Source organism: Acinetobacter pittii, from assembly GCF_022449185.1.
Taxonomy (GTDB): Bacteria; Pseudomonadota; Gammaproteobacteria; order Pseudomonadales; family Moraxellaceae; genus Acinetobacter; species Acinetobacter pittii_I.
The window spans coordinates 114,419-130,362 of the sequence record NZ_JAKUKO010000007.1; the positions used below are offsets into that span (position 1 = coordinate 114,419).

13 protein-coding genes are annotated in these 15,944 nt (G+C 34.2%); 1 reads left to right on the forward strand and 12 read right to left on the reverse strand.

All coding sequences use genetic code 11. The features are described 5' to 3' along the window. Positions 1-283: 283 nt before the first annotated feature. Positions 284-1,654, forward strand: coding sequence for a phosphomannomutase CpsG (gene manB / locus MKX14_RS15240; protein ID WP_240282858.1), 1,371 nt, complete (start codon positions 284-286; stop codon positions 1,652-1,654). A gap of 48 nt (positions 1,655-1,702) precedes the next feature. Here manB and galE read toward each other — a convergent pair whose 3' ends face one another. From galE to MKX14_RS15300, 12 genes are all read right to left on the reverse strand, one after another. Beyond that, on the reverse strand, positions 1,703-2,719 hold the full coding sequence (gene galE, locus MKX14_RS15245) for a UDP-glucose 4-epimerase GalE (RefSeq protein WP_240282860.1): 1,017 nt from the start codon (positions 2,717-2,719) through the stop codon (positions 1,703-1,705). After that, positions 2,712-4,382, reverse strand: a complete 1,671-nt coding sequence (pgi, locus tag MKX14_RS15250; RefSeq protein ID WP_240282862.1) for a glucose-6-phosphate isomerase — start codon at positions 4,380-4,382, stop codon at positions 2,712-2,714. Before pgi ends, galE begins: the two co-directional genes overlap by 8 nt. Further along, positions 4,379-5,641, reverse strand: a complete 1,263-nt coding sequence (gene udg, locus MKX14_RS15255) for a nucleotide sugar dehydrogenase (protein WP_108008147.1) — start codon at positions 5,639-5,641, stop codon at positions 4,379-4,381. The genes pgi and udg overlap by 4 nt, the downstream gene beginning before the upstream one ends. Before the next feature lie 107 nt (positions 5,642-5,748). After that, complete coding sequence (galU, locus tag MKX14_RS15260; protein WP_108008145.1) at positions 5,749-6,624, reverse strand: UTP--glucose-1-phosphate uridylyltransferase GalU; 876 nt, start codon at positions 6,622-6,624, stop codon at positions 5,749-5,751. 11 nt (positions 6,625-6,635) lie between these two features. Further along, positions 6,636-8,510, reverse strand: coding sequence for a nucleoside-diphosphate sugar epimerase/dehydratase (locus MKX14_RS15265; protein ID WP_108008143.1), 1,875 nt, complete (start codon positions 8,508-8,510; stop codon positions 6,636-6,638). A gap of 182 nt (positions 8,511-8,692) precedes the next feature. After that, entirely contained in the window at positions 8,693-9,220 is a 528-nt protein-coding gene (locus MKX14_RS15270; protein ID WP_240282864.1) for an acetyltransferase, read from the reverse strand. Further along, positions 9,210-10,226 carry an MraY family glycosyltransferase gene (locus MKX14_RS15275; protein WP_240282865.1) on the reverse strand — a complete coding sequence of 339 codons (1,017 nt, stop codon included), beginning with the start codon at positions 10,224-10,226 and terminating at the stop codon, positions 9,210-9,212. Before MKX14_RS15275 ends, MKX14_RS15270 begins: the two co-directional genes overlap by 11 nt. A gap of 7 nt (positions 10,227-10,233) precedes the next feature. Continuing rightward, on the reverse strand, positions 10,234-11,184 hold the full coding sequence (locus tag MKX14_RS15280) for an NAD-dependent epimerase/dehydratase family protein (protein WP_240282866.1): 951 nt from the start codon (positions 11,182-11,184) through the stop codon (positions 10,234-10,236). A 7-nt stretch (positions 11,185-11,191) separates the two neighbouring features. After that, entirely contained in the window at positions 11,192-12,334 is a 1,143-nt protein-coding gene (locus MKX14_RS15285; RefSeq protein ID WP_240282867.1) for a glycosyltransferase, read from the reverse strand. A gap of 7 nt (positions 12,335-12,341) precedes the next feature. Beyond that, positions 12,342-13,628, reverse strand: coding sequence for an O-antigen polymerase (locus tag MKX14_RS15290; protein WP_240282868.1), 1,287 nt, complete (start codon positions 13,626-13,628; stop codon positions 12,342-12,344). Then, positions 13,618-14,715, reverse strand: a complete 1,098-nt coding sequence (locus MKX14_RS15295; RefSeq protein ID WP_240282869.1) for a glycosyl transferase family 1 — start codon at positions 14,713-14,715, stop codon at positions 13,618-13,620. Before MKX14_RS15295 ends, MKX14_RS15290 begins: the two co-directional genes overlap by 11 nt. Beyond that, positions 14,708-15,931: an oligosaccharide flippase family protein gene (locus MKX14_RS15300; protein ID WP_240282870.1), complete on the reverse strand. Its 1,224-nt coding sequence runs from the start codon at positions 15,929-15,931 to the stop codon at positions 14,708-14,710. The genes MKX14_RS15295 and MKX14_RS15300 overlap by 8 nt, the downstream gene beginning before the upstream one ends. Between the last annotated feature and the right edge of the window lie 13 nt (positions 15,932-15,944).

The window sequence follows — 15,944 nt, forward strand, 5'->3', positions numbered from 1 at the left end:
TTATTCCTTTAACTACAGGTCGCATCATAAACACTGTCATTGGTAAGATCAATCATTAAATAAATACTTAAATTGGTATGACCAATATGATTGAGTAAAATCAAGACACTTCAAACTTATGGATTTACTTATTAGACTAAAGTCGTAAAAAAATTTTTATAAATTTAAATATAACTTACAGAAATGGAGTGAAAAAATTGCATATAAAAACGATAAACATAACCATTTATTGGTAAATGTATAATAATACCCAAAACTTAAATCATTTGTATTGAACTGAATAATGACTACTTTAACCTGTTTTAAAGCCTATGATATCCGAGGCAAACTCGGTACCGAATTGAATGAAGACATCGCCTATAAAATTGGCCGTGCATACGGACAAATCTATAAACCAAAGACTGTGGTTGTAGGTTGTGATATTCGTCTAAGCAGTGAATCTTTAAAACAAGCAACCATCCACGGCCTAAATGATGCGGGTGTAAATGTTCTTGATTTAGGCATGACGGGCACTGAAGAAGTTTACTTTGCCGCTTTTCATTTAGATGTACAAGGTGGAATTGAAGTGACTGCGAGCCATAACCCAATGGATTATAACGGCATGAAACTGGTTCGAGAAAATGCTCGTCCAATTAGTGCAGATACGGGTTTAAAAGAGATTCAAGCTTTAGCAGAAACTAATCACTTTGAAGAAGTTAGCCAAAAAGGTACAACGCAAAGTTATAACATTTTGCCCGAGTTCGTTGATCACTTAATTACCTATATTGAACCTGCAAAAATCCGTCCACTTAAGTTAGTGGTAAATGCTGGTAATGGAGCTGCGGGTCATGTGATTGATGCCATTGAAGAAAAATTTAAAGCGCTTAACGTACCAATTGAATTTATTAGAATTCACCATGAAGCAGATGGTACTTTCCCAAACGGAATTCCTAACCCAATTTTAATTGAAAACCGCGACAGTACTCGCAATGCTGTGCTTGAGCATAAAGCCGATATGGGAATTGCATGGGATGGCGACTTTGACCGCTGTTTCTTGTTTGATGAAAAGGGGCAGTTCATTGAAGGCTACTATATTGTCGGCCTCTTGGCTCAAGCTTTCTTGATTAAACAATCAGGCGAAAAAATTGTGCATGACCCACGTTTAGTGTGGAACACGTTTGATATCGTCGATGAATACAAAGGCATTGCCGTACAGTCAAAATCTGGTCATGCATTTATTAAAGATGTTATGCGTGAACACAACGCTGTATATGGCGGTGAAATGAGTGCCCATCACTATTTCCGTGACTTTGCTTATTGCGACAGCGGTATGATTCCGTGGTTACTGACCGTTGCCCTACTTTCTGAAACAGGACAATCTCTTTCAACACTTGTTGAAAACATGATTACCAAGTTTCCTTGTAGTGGTGAAATCAACTTTAAAGTAGCTGATACACAAATCACTATTCAAAAGATTTTCGATTTCTATGCCGATCAAAATCCACAAATTGACCGTACCGATGGTGTAAGCCTCGACTTTGGCGCATGGCGTTTTAATGTCCGTGCTTCAAATACTGAACCGTTATTACGTCTCAATATTGAAAGCCGTGCAGACCGCCAAGCTCAACCTATGCAATATTATGTAGATGAATTGACTGGATTGATTCAGAGCTAATCAAAAATAAAAAAGGAGCAATTTGCTCCTTTTTTTATTGTTATTTAATTAATTATAGCCATTAGGATTCTGCTTCTGCCAATTCCAGCTGTCAGCAAGCATATCTTCTAAACCATATTGCGGCTGCCAACCCAACTCAGCAACTGCACGACGATTGTCTGCAAAAGATGTGGCTACATCACCAGCTCGGCGCGGCACAAACTCGAAAGCAACTGCCACACCGTTAACCTGTTCAAAAGTATTTTTGACTTGTAAAACAGAGGCACCTTTACCCGTACCGATATTCCATACACGACAACCCTTCACATCCAATCTGTTATTAAGAGCACATAAATGTGCATTCGCCAAATCGACGACATGGATATAATCACGTACACCAGTACCATCCACAGTTTCATAGTTATTACCATAAATGGATAGTTTGTCACGACGTCCAACAGCAACTTGTGTCACATACGGCATTAGATTATTTGGAATACCCTGTGGGTCTTCACCAATACGTCCACTTTTGTGTGCACCGACTGGGTTAAAATAACGAAGTAATGCGATCGACCACTCATGATTAACTATTGAAAGTTTTTGTAATAATTGCTCAACAATTAATTTAGTATAGCCGTAATTATTACTTGGCATACCTGTGGGCATATCTTCATTAAGTGGAGAAGTATTAGCTTCATCGTATACAGCGGCAGAAGAGCTAAATACAAGCGTATAAACACCAGCCTTTTCCATTGATTTAACTAATTGGATACTGCCAGCAATATTATTATCAAAATAGATCAGCGGTTTTTCTTGACTTTCACCCACTGCTTTCAGACCTGCGAAGTGAATAACAGCATCAATGATATGCTCTTGAAATACACGGTCCAACTCATCGGCATTGCGAATATCACCCTGCACAAAAGTTAAACTTTTTTGGGTTATATCTTGAACTCTATCTAAAGACTCTTCCGAACTATTCGAAAGATTATCAAAAACAATAACTTCATGGCCCGCTTCTAAAAGCTCAACACATGTGTGTGAACCAATATAACCAGCACCACCAGTGACTAGAATTTTAGCCATCTACCTTTCCTAACAATATTTTAATTAACCCCCGTGTCGAGGCATCAAATTTTGAAAAATCATTTTGAATACCATTTAAAACCGGAAGTAACTGATCAGCGATCTGTTTACCCTTTTCAACCCCCCACTGATCAAACGGGTTAATATTCCAAATCACAGATTGAACAAAAACTTTATGTTCATATAAAGCGATCAGCATTCCTAAATTATACGGGTTTAGCTCATCTAATAATAATGTAGAACTCGGCTGATTACCTTCATATTGCTTATAAATTGGCAAATTTTCTAATTCAGTTGTATCCAAAGCTTCATTACCGAAAGCCAATAAGCGTGATTGCGCCAAGCAATTAGACAAAGCAAGATGATGTTGCTCAACTAAGGCTTCAGCATTTTCAGCGTAAGTAAAGTGATCTGCATTATAACGTTGAATAGGGGCAATGAAATCGCAGCTGACTGCTTGGGAGCCTTGATGTAGCAATTGATAGAACGCATGCTGAGCATTTGGACCAACTTCACCCCACACAATTGGGCAAGTATCTAGCTCAACTTTTTGACCATTGCGCTGCACTGACTTGCCATTAGATTCCATTTCTAATTGTTGTAAATAAGCAGCAAAATATTTTAAACGTCCATCATAAGGCAAAATGGCATGAGTCTGAATATTTAAAAAATTATTATTCCAGATTCCTAATAATGCCATTAAAACAGGAATATTTTGATCAAAACTCGTATTTTGAAAATGCTCATCGACGGCGTGAGCCCCTGCTAAAAGTTGCTTAAATCCGTCAATACCAATCGTCAAAGCAATAGGTAAACCAATACAAGACCATAGTGAATAGCGACCACCTACCCAGTCCCACAGCAATAATTGATTTTCAGGTGCAATTCCCCATTCAGACATTTTGTCCGCTTTTGTGGACACACCAATAAAATGGCTTTTTAATACGCGAACATGTTTCCCTAATGTCTTTTCTAACCACTGACGCACTGTTTGAGCATTTGATAAGGTATCAATCGTTCCAAAAGACTTTGAGGAAATAATAAATAAAGTAGTTTCTGGGCGAAGTTGATGGAGTAGTTCTGACAGCTGACTACCATCCATCGTTGAAACAAAATGAGTGTTAAGGGGCTTAGCCGTTTTTACCTTAAAATCAGATAACGCATGAGTCACCATTTGTGGCCCTAAATCAGAACCACCCACTCCAATATTGACAACATCCTGAATCACTTCACCCGTAGCACCACGATATTGCCCTGCATGGATTTTTTCCACTAAGGCATACATACGTTCTAACTGACTATGAACTTGTTCTGTTAAATCTGGAAACTTTGAATAGTCAGCGGGTAAACGTAATGCCCAGTGCATTGCTTCGCGTTGTTCGGTACAGTTAATTTTATCTTGTGAAAAAAGACAATTAATCCATTGGGTTAAGTTTTTATTCTTCGCAAGAGCTACAAGTTGTCCTAAAATATCTTTAGTTACCCGATGCTTACTATAATCAAAAAATAATTGATCAAACTTTACTGAGTAATTTTGAAAACGATCTGGCTCTAAAGCAAATAACTCTTTGATATGTAATTTTGAGTTTTCTTCAGCTAAAGTTTGAAGATGAGCTAGAGGCGAGACTAATTCCTTCGGAAATTGCTCGATTGATTTACTCATAAGCGACCTACTCCTTCATAAGCAAAACCTTTCGCTTTTACATATGCTGGATCATAAATATTACGTCCATCTAAAATTAACGGATGTTTCATTAACTGTTGTAGTTGCTTAAAGTCAGGACTCCAATATTGCTTCCATGCCGTGACGAGACACAATGCATGAGCATCTCGTACAGCTTCATATTGATCAGTGCATAAAATTAAATCTTCCCGAGGTCCGTAAGTTGCAGCTATTTCATCTAAAGCTTGAGGGTCATGCAGATGCACAGTTACGCCTTGTGCCCATAACGCAGCCAATAAAATATGAATCGGTGAGTTATGTATATTTGAAGTGTTTTCTTTAAAAGAGGCCCCCCAAATCGCAACCGTTTTACCTTTTAGACTACAGTGATAATAATTCCATAATTTACGGAATAAGATTTCTTTCTGCTGCTCATTAATCGCCCACACCTGTTCTAAAAGACGGCTTTTTGTTCCCGTTTCAGATACGGTACTCGAAAGCGTTAAAATATCATGTGAAAAATTCTCGCCACCAAATCCTACACCTGGCGATAAATATGCAGCACCAATACGTGTGTCAGCAGCAATACCATGTTTTACATTCGCAATATCAATACCTAACTTTTCCGCAACCATTGCTAAGTCATTCATATAACTAATGCGGGTAGCCAACATGCCCGAGATACTAAGTTTGGTAAACTCTGCATCTAAAATTGGCATAAATAAATATTGATAGCTAAATTGGAAAAAAGGACGCAATAACTCCTGCATGGTTTCACTTGCATCCCTAGATTCAACACCAACAATGACATGTTTGACATTCAAGACACTATTGATGGCATTGCCCTCCTGAATCACATCAGGAAAGTAAACCCACTCATCTTTTGGCAAGTGCTGTTTTAATTTTTCTGTACCGTGTAACCCAAAAGTTGAACCATTAATCATTAATCTAGGATGAACAATGGGTCGTTCACTTAGTTTTTCTACGGTTTTTAAAGCAAGTTCAATTTGTGTGGGACTAAAACAAAAGAAATATACTTCAATATCTAAAGGAATCTCGGAAAAAGCACTTTCTTTTAAAAAACCGGCTTTTCTCTGTTTATTTAAATAATTATTTACTTCTTGATCTTGATAGGAAAGGACAGAAATATCTTCTTCACAACTTACACAAGTACACCAATAAATTTGGTTACCATATTCAGCTAATAATGCCGCCATGACACCGGCATGTAACGTTGTTCCAAATACTGCGATTTTCATTGCACACCTGATTTTATAGATTTCTATTCCTTTTAAAGGAAAAGAATATACTGCTCTGCTACCATATTCAGCAGTTTTTACAAATACTTAAGCAGAGCTACAAAACTTTATAGTTTAAGTTCTTGAATCAGATGTTTAAATTCTAATCCCAATTTAGGGTGTGCAACACCATAATTTAGTACAGCTTTCAAATAACCAAGTTTACTGCCACAGTCAAAAGTTTGACCTTGCATCCGATAGGCTTCCACTATGTCTGTACTTTGAAGCATCGCAATAGCATCAGTTAACTGAATTTCATTACCTGCTCCTTTCGGTGTGTTCTCTAGAAGCTGCATAATCTTAGCAGGTAAAATATAACGTCCGACTACAGATAAATTAGAAGGTGCAGAGCCGACAGCAGGCTTTTCGACAATACCCTGCATGACAATACTTTCACCCTCAGCCGGGCTCTGTTTTACATCAACAATCCCATATTGATCTACTAAATGATCGGGTACTGCTTCAACCATGATTTGAGCAGCTTGACTCACTTCATAACGAGAAATCATACGCGATAAATCATTTTGCCCTGAGTTATCTTTCACCAATACATCTGGTAATAACACAGCAAAATCATCTTGGCCAATAATACTTTTTGCACATAAAACAGCATGCCCCAAACCCAAAGGTTGCGGCTGTCTTACAGTCACTACACTTACATGAGGTGGGATAATCTGAGTAATCTCATCAAGCAGATCAAACTTTTTCTTTTGCTCTAAAGTCGTTTCAAGTTCAAAGTTTCGATCAAAATAATTTTCAATTGATGCCTTAGATGAATGCGTTACCAGAATAATTTGCTCAATTCCTGCTTCTACAGCTTCACGCACTACATATTCAATTGCAGGACGATCAACTACCGTTACCATTTCTTTAGGAATTGACTTACTTGCCGGTAAAAAACGTGTACCTAATCCAGCTACAGGTAAAACTGCTTTTTTGATCACACATTTACTCTCTAATTAACCATAATATCTTTACTACGTTTATAACCATCAACATAGTGTTCAAGTTGACATAGCGCCCAATCAATATCTTGCTGGACAGCAGTCATATTATTCACGCGATCAAAAACTTCTTGAATTTCTGCAAGAGGATAGAATTTTTCAAATGATCGAAGAATTCTACTATGCTCGGTATATTCAGTATTTTCTTGATCAATTAATAATTCTTCGTAAAGTTTCTCGCCTGGACGCAATCCACTATAGTGAATTTCGATATCTCCTTGCATTGAACCTTGTTCACGCACAGTTAAACCACTTAAAGAAATCATTTGTCGAGCTAAATCCTGAATACGGACAGGTTCACCCATATCAAGTAAAAACACATCACCGCCTCTACCTAATGCACCAGCTTGAATAACCAACTGAGATGCTTCAGGAATAGTCATGAAGTAGCGTGTTACTTCAGGATGAGTCACAGTAATTGGACCACCTTTGGCAATTTGTTGTTTAAATAACGGCACTACAGAGCCAGAAGACCCTAATACATTACCAAAACGTACAATACTAATTTGAGTTTGCTTTTGAGCTTCAGCCATGGCCTGGCAGTAAAGCTCTGCCATACGTTTCGATGCACCCATTACATTGGTAGGACGTACTGCTTTATCTGTCGAGATGAGAACAAAAGTTTCTACACCCTTTTTCACAGCTGCATTTAAACTATTTGCAGTACCAATCGCATTATTTTTTAATCCTGCAATTGGATTACACTCAACTAAAGGTACATGTTTATAAGCAGCAGCATGGTAAACAGTCTGAACACCATATTGCTCGATAATACGTTCTAATTTTTGTTGATCTTGCACTGTGCCTAAAATAGGAACAATTTCACATTGAGCCGTTAGGCGTAATTCTTTTTCTATACTATAAAGGGCAAACTCTGTAATTTCATAGATGATCAGCATTTTAGGCTGATTCTTAACAATTTGACGGCATAGTTCTGAACCAATAGAACCACCCGCCCCAGTGACCATAACAATCTTATTCTGGATATTTTTTGCTAGCAAATGGTCTACAGGAGGTACAGGGTCACGTCCCAACAAATCAATAATGTCTACTTCACGAATATCTGCAACTTTGAGCTCACCATCCACAAGTTGTGTAAGACCAGGTAGCTCGGTAATTTTTAGATGCGCAGGTTCTAACTGTTGAATAATTTCACTTTTACGTACACGGCCTACTGAAGGTAATGCTAGCAAAATTTCATCAGTTTTATATTTTTCAAAACGTTGTAAAGCTTTTTCTAAAGATAATACTTTTAAACCGCCAACCATATGGTCTTGCAGAGAAGTGTTGTCATCAATAAAAAAGACGGGTAAATGATTACCAGAACGATAAAGCACCGCTGCAATTTGCTGCCCTGCATCACCAGCACCATAAATTGCTATACGCTTAGGTTCTTCACCAGTTTGTAATGCAGCTTTTACGATAAAGCGAATAAATGCACGGCTACACCAAACCCAACCAAACATTAAGAAGCCAAACATTAACGGAATTGATGTTGGGACAAAAGCTGTAGAGAAAGCTGGCAGACTATATAAAACGATAACCATTAGCGAAACAGCGATTGCTAATTTTGCGATAAAGGCTTCATTAAAAGTACGGACAATAAACCGATATACTCCTGTTATCATTAGACTTAAAATGGCAACAATAGTAACAATTGCTACGCCATAGTTAATGCCTGAAATAACTTCAACACCTAAATCAAATAAACGTATGGCATAACATAGCCACAAAATAATCGGAAAAGCGAAAAGGTCGATAAGAACCAAAAAACATTGTTTGGTGAGTCTTGGCGCAGACGCAAACTGATAAATAATCTTTTTCACAATACTCTTCTAATCGTTCTATAAACCCTGCGGTATTTATACTCATTTCTAGTCAAACTAGAAATGAATTTTACGCATCGGTTACAAACTCTATGACATGTCTTAATTTACTATACTTTACTGCAAAGTCTGAACTTACAGTCTTTCAGGTACTCAAGTAAGCACGTTTGTCCAAAATTTATTTAATGAGCAAATATACTTCCCGCAGGAATAAACTCAAAAGCAGCAATACTCTTACCACCAGTCACTTTTACTCCAACACTCAGATGTGCGAATTGGCCAATTGTCACATCATGATCAATAGCCGTTCCCATATTCATAATTACACCATCAGCAACATAAGTTTCTACACCAATAATACATCCAGCCATAATCGTTACACCACGCCCTAACCTAGCTGACGAACTAATAATTGCTGAAGGATGAATTACAGTCGTCAATGGGATACCTGTGTCTTGTAATAACTGAAACCATTGTTGACGTACTAAATTATTTCCTACTGCTGGAATAGCAGCCGAGACATTCAAAGGTACTTCAGACAACCGTTTTATATTACTCACTATAGGATATCCATAAAACTCTGTTTTTTCTGGCCAAGCATCATCTGCAAAAACAATATTATTCCATTTTCCAGATAAATAGGCTGATTCAGCAACTGATTTACCATGCCCACCTGCACCTAAAATCAATAAAGTACTTTTATTGCTCATGTTCTGTCTTCCCTGCATTAAAATAGATTGCTAAAACAATTAAAGGGAAATAAGCAACAGCAATAATAAGCTCTGGCATCATGGTTTTTGTAGCGGCTAAGTAGGCCATTGGCAATAGCCATATTACATTTATTGTAAGAACACCTAAGGTTGTTTTTGTGTGGCTTTGATATCTTCTAGAAGCATATTGATATGCGTGACTTCTATGAGCATCATACATTTTATGCCCATTCAAAACTCGCCGAATCAGAGTAAAAGTCGCATCTACAATAAAAACACCTAAGCAAATAATCCATGCGCAAAATAATGCTGTATCTTGTTTAAGTGCATATAAAGCCCATATACCTAATACTAACCCTAAAAAACCGCTACAAGCATCACCCATGAATATTTTAGCTTTCGGAAAATTCCATAACATAAACCCGAACACTGTGGCAGCCATTAACCATAGCACCTGATTATTCACTGTTGGATATAACATCCAATATATTAGGGCTATACTTAAAGCTGAGGTAATTGCCTCAATACTCGCAATTCCATTAATACCATCCATAAAGTTATATAAATTTAATAACCACACTAAGAATAGGACAGCAATAATATTTGCCACAAAACCTAACTGTAAGCCATTAAAAATAGTGACTTCCGTAAACCCACCTAAGGCAACCACTACCCCAATTGCAACCATAAAATGAATTGCCAGTCGGACTAATGCATTAATATGCCCATGATCATCTAAGAAACCCAATAATGCGATGATAAATCCAGCAACAATTACAATTAGACCGATTGAGGGTACTAAATATCCTAAGTAAATCAGTCCAGCCAAACTTAAAAGATAACTAATTACTACAGCTACCCCACCACCACGAGGGGTTGGCATAGTATGGGAACTACGTTCATTAGGTTTATCGATGATATTTTTCTTGAGGGCATACTGTCTCATATACCCAGTTAAAGAAAATGCAGCTAAAAAACCGACAATGATTAGCAAAAAAATCGACATGCTTTACTCACTTAACTTTAATGTACTTACTGCCAGCATTTTGTAGGGCGGCTTCTGCATCTAGTGGTGGTTGCCAGCCTAGCAATGTTCTTGCTTTTGAAGCATCTACTTCTAATGAACCGAAAAGCTGCTCATATAGTTTTATTTTACCTATCCCTAACGCGCCCAACTTCATTATAAAATTAGGAATATAGATCAAGTTCGCTTTTTTTTGCATACCTTGTCTTAAATAGGTCACTAATTGTTTAGTAGATAAACTTTCAGTATCAGCAATTAAAAATAATTCATTTTTAGCTAGCGGATGAGTAATACAACACTCAATAAAATTGACCAAATTTTCAAGTGCTACAAATGTACGTTTATTATTTACCCCAACAAATGGCAAAGGAATATTTGTAGAGGCTAATTTTAATAACCGTGCAAAATTTCCAGGTGCATGAGCATCGTAAACCAAAGGTGGCCGAATAATTACCAATTCTGTTTCACTACCTTCAAAAAGCTTTTGAAGTGCTAGTTCTGCTTCCAACTTAGATACAGCGTAATCAGCATGGGGTTGAGGGACATCCTGCTCACTAAATGCTTTTCCATTTGTACTTGAGCCATTGACACCAATCGAACTAATAAAAATAAATCGCTTTACTTTATTCTCTAGGGCTTGTTTAGCAAGCTCTAACGTACCCTCAACATTAACCTTTCTAAATTCCTGTAAAGGGTCTTTTACCTTCTCATTTAATATATGAGCTCGGCCAGCTAAGTGGATAATGACATGTGTATTATCTAGAATTTCAGTGCTAAAAAAATTATTCTCTTGCCCTAAAATTTGTATAACTTTTGAGTCAAAATCTAAGTTATATTTACGTACTAATACGGTAACACGATCAAAAGATGGATTAACAATAAGTTTTTTTACTAACTCTTTACCGACAAATCCACTTGCACCAGTCACTAAGATATTCATATTAATTCTACCTAGATTCTATATAATTTATAAAATCTTCAACACTTCTCTCACGGACGAACTCATCATAAATTTTCTTTTGATTAGATAAAGACTTAATTTTATATAGTTTTTTTTCTTCAATTTTTTTTAGAGTACTCACTAATTGCTGCACATTCTGTGCCTCAATGATACTGATATTATCAAATCCATTTAAAATATTCACAGCAACATTATGACCACCATATATAATATATTTTCCTGTAGCTAAATATTCGTATAATTTAGATGGCATAGCACCACTAAACTCAGGAGCTAATTGAGCGTACAAAATGTCTGTCTCGATGTAAACAGATTTAAGCATCTCAAAATCAACTTGCCCCCAGAACTTTATATTACATTGATCTTTATTAACAAATTTTGATACTCTATAAAAATCTGTACCATGCCCTACAATATTAAATTGAATTTCAGGTAACTCTTCACTTGCTTTAATTAGAGTAGAAAGGTCTTGCGCTAAGCCTATATTTCCAATATATGTCACAACAGTTTTATCTTTCTCTTTTGTGTCTTTAGGTAAAGACGATAATTGATTATAAATTTTTTCTGAAACACCATTAGTCATTTTAAATAAAGGTGTATTAGGAACAATAGACTTAACATATTTTAATTCATGGTCATTTGTTACATCTATAAAACTAAAATTACTTAAATTCCTATGTGCAGACATCCTAAAAATTTGTTTTGCTATACGCTGAAAAAAAGATTTATCCGATAAATACTCCCAACTTAGATCACGTATATCGAGTATTTTTACTCTATTATTTTTAAGAAAAAAGCTTAAATGCAACAAAAACATAGATGGTATTGTAACCAAACTAAACTCACAATTTATTTGATTTGCTTTTCTAATAGCATTTAACGCTATTTTCATTTCTAGATAAGCTCTTTTAAAAAAAGAAGATATCTTGACATTAACAAATGGTATTTTATGATGTATGAAATTATGATGAGTACATATTTTATAATCATCACGATCCATAGAAATTAAATGTACAGTATATTCTTTTTCTAAAAAACCATTAATCAAACTCAATATTCGATTCCTAGCTGGATTTTCACTTTCCAATTGATTAGCTGTAACTATACAAATCTCTTTCAAACTTTTCATAACCTAACTACTTTTTTCTAAATGGCCTCAAAAATAACATAAACAGTACTAGAATTAACAAACCATGCGTAATAAATATAATAAAAAATGATGTTTCAACGAAGCTCCAAAAAATTGGAATTGAAATTAATGTAGTAAATATTTTAAATTCGTCTGAAAATCTTGAAGGGCGATTCAGAACTAACAATAGTAATAATACTATTAATACAGTAAATATCACACCTTTAATACCTGCATTACCGTATGCGTCAACAATAAAATTTGCATTAGCAGAAGTCCAATCATTTCCAAAGTAATTTAAACCGATTAAAAAAGGTGCTCTCAACTGACTATTACTATTAAAAAAATCTCCTAAAAGGCTACCGTAAAAATAGGAAAAATCATTAATACTAAAATAATTCACCCACCAATTAGATAAAACCCCAGGCATAATAAAAGCTCGCCTTACAAACATATTAATTAGTAAATCAATACCGAGAAAATTATATAGAACCAAAGAAAACAATAGAAATAAATTAATTGCAGCAAGCCATTGAGTAAAACTATATTTTTTTAGCAGTAGAAAATATACAATAAAAACCAGTAAAGCAGAGAAAATAAAACTTTTATGCGCAGAAACCGTAAAAATAGCTAGTTGCAAGAAGATGCCAAGATAAATATATTTTTTATTTTTAAAAGCTAACCCATAACAAATAAAAAAAGGTAAAAAAAACTTTGCTAACCAATAAATAGAATAACTAGATAAAGCCCCTATTCCACTCTTAATATCTCTAAAGTCGGCCCTAATCTCATATGTATCAGTAAAAATAGAAAGATCTAGTAGCTTTCTTATATTGAACCCAAAATTTAGATAGACTAATACGATTAGAAATAGTGAGAATAACACAATAAAGTATTTTAAATTAATTAGGCTAAACCCTTTAAACCTTGGTATTAACCTATTTTCATCAATACTAGAAACACAGAATATCAAGCTATTTGAAATTAATAAAATCAAACATGTTATACTTCCTGTATAAAAGTTATCTGCAATATAAGGTGAGAGTGAAACTGTGGGTAATGATACTAAGAAGAAAAAGATCCATGCCAAAAAATCAGAAGGTTTAGATTGGTATTTTGGAATAAAAAAGGCAACTATAGCTATAACAAAGTAATATACATACAAACTTACTATAGGTACATTTGAATAAAACCAATAGTCATACACATCGACAACATAGATGTTATATATATATGCTATAAGAATTAGAAAAGTAAGAACTAAAAAAGAATTTAAAAACCTATTAAGAATCATGCACTAATTCCTGAAAAATAAAATTAAAATCAGACCACTGAAATAATATAGGTTCTCTTGATTTTATGTTTAACTCTAATCTTAATATTGCATTATAAAGTGACCGCTCGTCACCACCATCATTATCTAAAACCTCACAATTCTTATAATTCACTGTAGTTTCTATTAATGTTGGATTATTACCAACAATTACAGGAACACCTAAAGCCATAGCCTGATACAATCTATTTGCATCACAATAAGTTTGATTTAAAGAATCTTGTTTATACAATATTACTGTAAGCGCACATTTATTTAAAACTCTATTTATTTGTTTTACATTTAAATATCCTGCCAAGAAAAACCTACTTTTATCTAAATTGTTTTTTTCAATATACTCTTGATTAATTTTTCCTGCATGAAAAATATTATAACCAGCATCTATTGCAGCTCTAATTACATTAGCACCATATCGATTATCTTGAAGACTATTCTGTAAATAGATAAACTTATTCTTTAAGATCCATTGTTCAGCTTCCTCATTCAGCATATCCTCTTCATTCATATTGATTAAGGGATAATTATTTAAAATAAATACTTTTTTGGCCTGAACACTTAAACTCTGTTCCAAATAATTCTTACGTGATTCATTTGCATGAATAATAACATCACTCGCCAAATAAGCCTTTTTAAATAAACTCATTAAAATTCTATTATTTAAAAACCATTTAGGAGGTAATTCATGATGATCCCAAATAATTTTTGTTTTGGGACTAAATAAATTTAATAGAATTACTAGCCCAAACATAATTGGGTCACAAATCCAAACTTTCTCGAAATATCTTTTTCTTGGTATAAAATAAATAAGATTTAATATATAAAAATGGACAACACCAATAACTCTAACAATTAAACTAGTAGGAGCAGCTCCCCCTATAATACTAATATTATTCATTGGAATACGTAGCTCATCTTGGGTGATATCACAATTCTTAGCAACAAAAACCTCAACCTTTGCACCATTTAAAGATAATGATTTTATTTCCTTCAAAACTCTTTGATCATTTCTCAAGTTTTGAGTTTTTAAAATCATTAATATATTAGTCATCATTAAAACCTCTAATAGCTTTTATTAGTATAAAATAGTGTATTAGGTACATAAAAAAATTAGTAATGGAATATATATAGAGACTTATAATAAATGCATTATCTACATTAAAAAACAAAGGTACAAATATAGAAAAAAGCACCAAGAAGAGCCTGCAAACATCCCAAAGAAATTGTTTTTTTTCCCCATCCATTAATAATAACATTTGTGAAAATGGTGAAAAAGCAACTTGTCCAACTAGAAATGGGATTAATATAAATACATACTTATAAATACTTTTCCACTTTTCACCAAAGAGAAAAACCTCAAAATATTTCAACGAAAACGCACTCACCCAAAACACTAAAAAACTACTAAAAAAGAGAATAAAACTAATTTTTCTTATTTTTTTTATAAGTAAGCTTTTATCATTCTTAATTATTTTTTTAAAATCACCTAACAATGCTATAGATATAGATTGTGCAATCATGGTCACAGGTGCACTTAATATTTTTTGGACAAAAAAGAACTGACCTACCAAAAATGGATCATAAAACTTTAAAATCATTATAGGATAAATATTTAATCCTAATATATTAAAGAAGTTAGAAGTCAAAACATATTTTATATAACTAATTTTTTCTTTAATTAATTTTATTGACGACTTTATATTAAACTTAAAATAATTTTTTTTGCAAAGAAAAACTAATCCAAAAAATCTAGCTATTACCTCCCCTAAAAAAAGCCCCCCTTTTAAATTAAATAGAGCTGATTGAAATATAATTGATAGAATACTACGTGATACTCTAGCTTTATTAACTAGAGTCATCTCATTTCGCCTCACATTTAAAATATTTATTGTATTAAATAAACTAAAAGTTATGGCTGCAAAAACTATAAAAACGCTCCAGATCAAATTCACACGTTCAAATTCATTATAAAAAAAATAAAGTAAAAACGCAGAAGTAAAAAGTAGTGGTAGAAATGTAAGGTAGGCTACATTAATTATAATATTAAGCTTGTGATCAATGTCTGTATCTTCTTCTTTAGGTAGCAACGTTTCTAATCTTAAGGTTACAAAAGCTACCAATATTGCAGAAATAGAAAAATACATACCAAAAAGAGAGAAATCTTCTGGAGAGTATAATCTTGATAATAAAGGAATACTAGCAGCAGTTATTAACTGTGCTAGTATGACTCCGCTACCAAATTTAACTGCTTTATTCAAAAAACTCATAAGAGTATCACTT

What these genes read in the sequence shown, in the direction of transcription:
- MKX14_RS15270 (WP_240282864.1), bottom strand. Translation starts at nt 9,220, where the DNA reads ATGAGCAATAAAAGTACTTTATTGATTTTAGGTGCAGGTGGGCATGGT.
- MKX14_RS15275 (WP_240282865.1), bottom strand. Translation starts at nt 10,226, where the DNA reads ATGTCGATTTTTTTGCTAATCATTGTCGGTTTTTTAGCTGCATTTTCT.
- pgi (WP_240282862.1), bottom strand. Translation starts at nt 4,382, where the DNA reads ATGAGTAAATCAATCGAGCAATTTCCGAAGGAATTAGTCTCGCCTCTA.
- udg (WP_108008147.1), bottom strand. Translation starts at nt 5,641, where the DNA reads ATGAAAATCGCAGTATTTGGAACAACGTTACATGCCGGTGTCATGGCG.
- MKX14_RS15300 (WP_240282870.1), bottom strand. Translation starts at nt 15,931, where the DNA reads ATGAGTTTTTTGAATAAAGCAGTTAAATTTGGTAGCGGAGTCATACTA.
- MKX14_RS15290 (WP_240282868.1), bottom strand. Translation starts at nt 13,628, where the DNA reads ATGATTCTTAATAGGTTTTTAAATTCTTTTTTAGTTCTTACTTTTCTA.
- MKX14_RS15285 (WP_240282867.1), bottom strand. Translation starts at nt 12,334, where the DNA reads ATGAAAAGTTTGAAAGAGATTTGTATAGTTACAGCTAATCAATTGGAA.
- galE (WP_240282860.1), bottom strand. Translation starts at nt 2,719, where the DNA reads ATGGCTAAAATTCTAGTCACTGGTGGTGCTGGTTATATTGGTTCACAC.
- MKX14_RS15295 (WP_240282869.1), bottom strand. Translation starts at nt 14,715, where the DNA reads ATGACTAATATATTAATGATTTTAAAAACTCAAAACTTGAGAAATGAT.
- manB (WP_240282858.1), top strand. Translation starts at nt 284, where the DNA reads ATGACTACTTTAACCTGTTTTAAAGCCTATGATATCCGAGGCAAACTC.
- MKX14_RS15280 (WP_240282866.1), bottom strand. Translation starts at nt 11,184, where the DNA reads ATGAATATCTTAGTGACTGGTGCAAGTGGATTTGTCGGTAAAGAGTTA.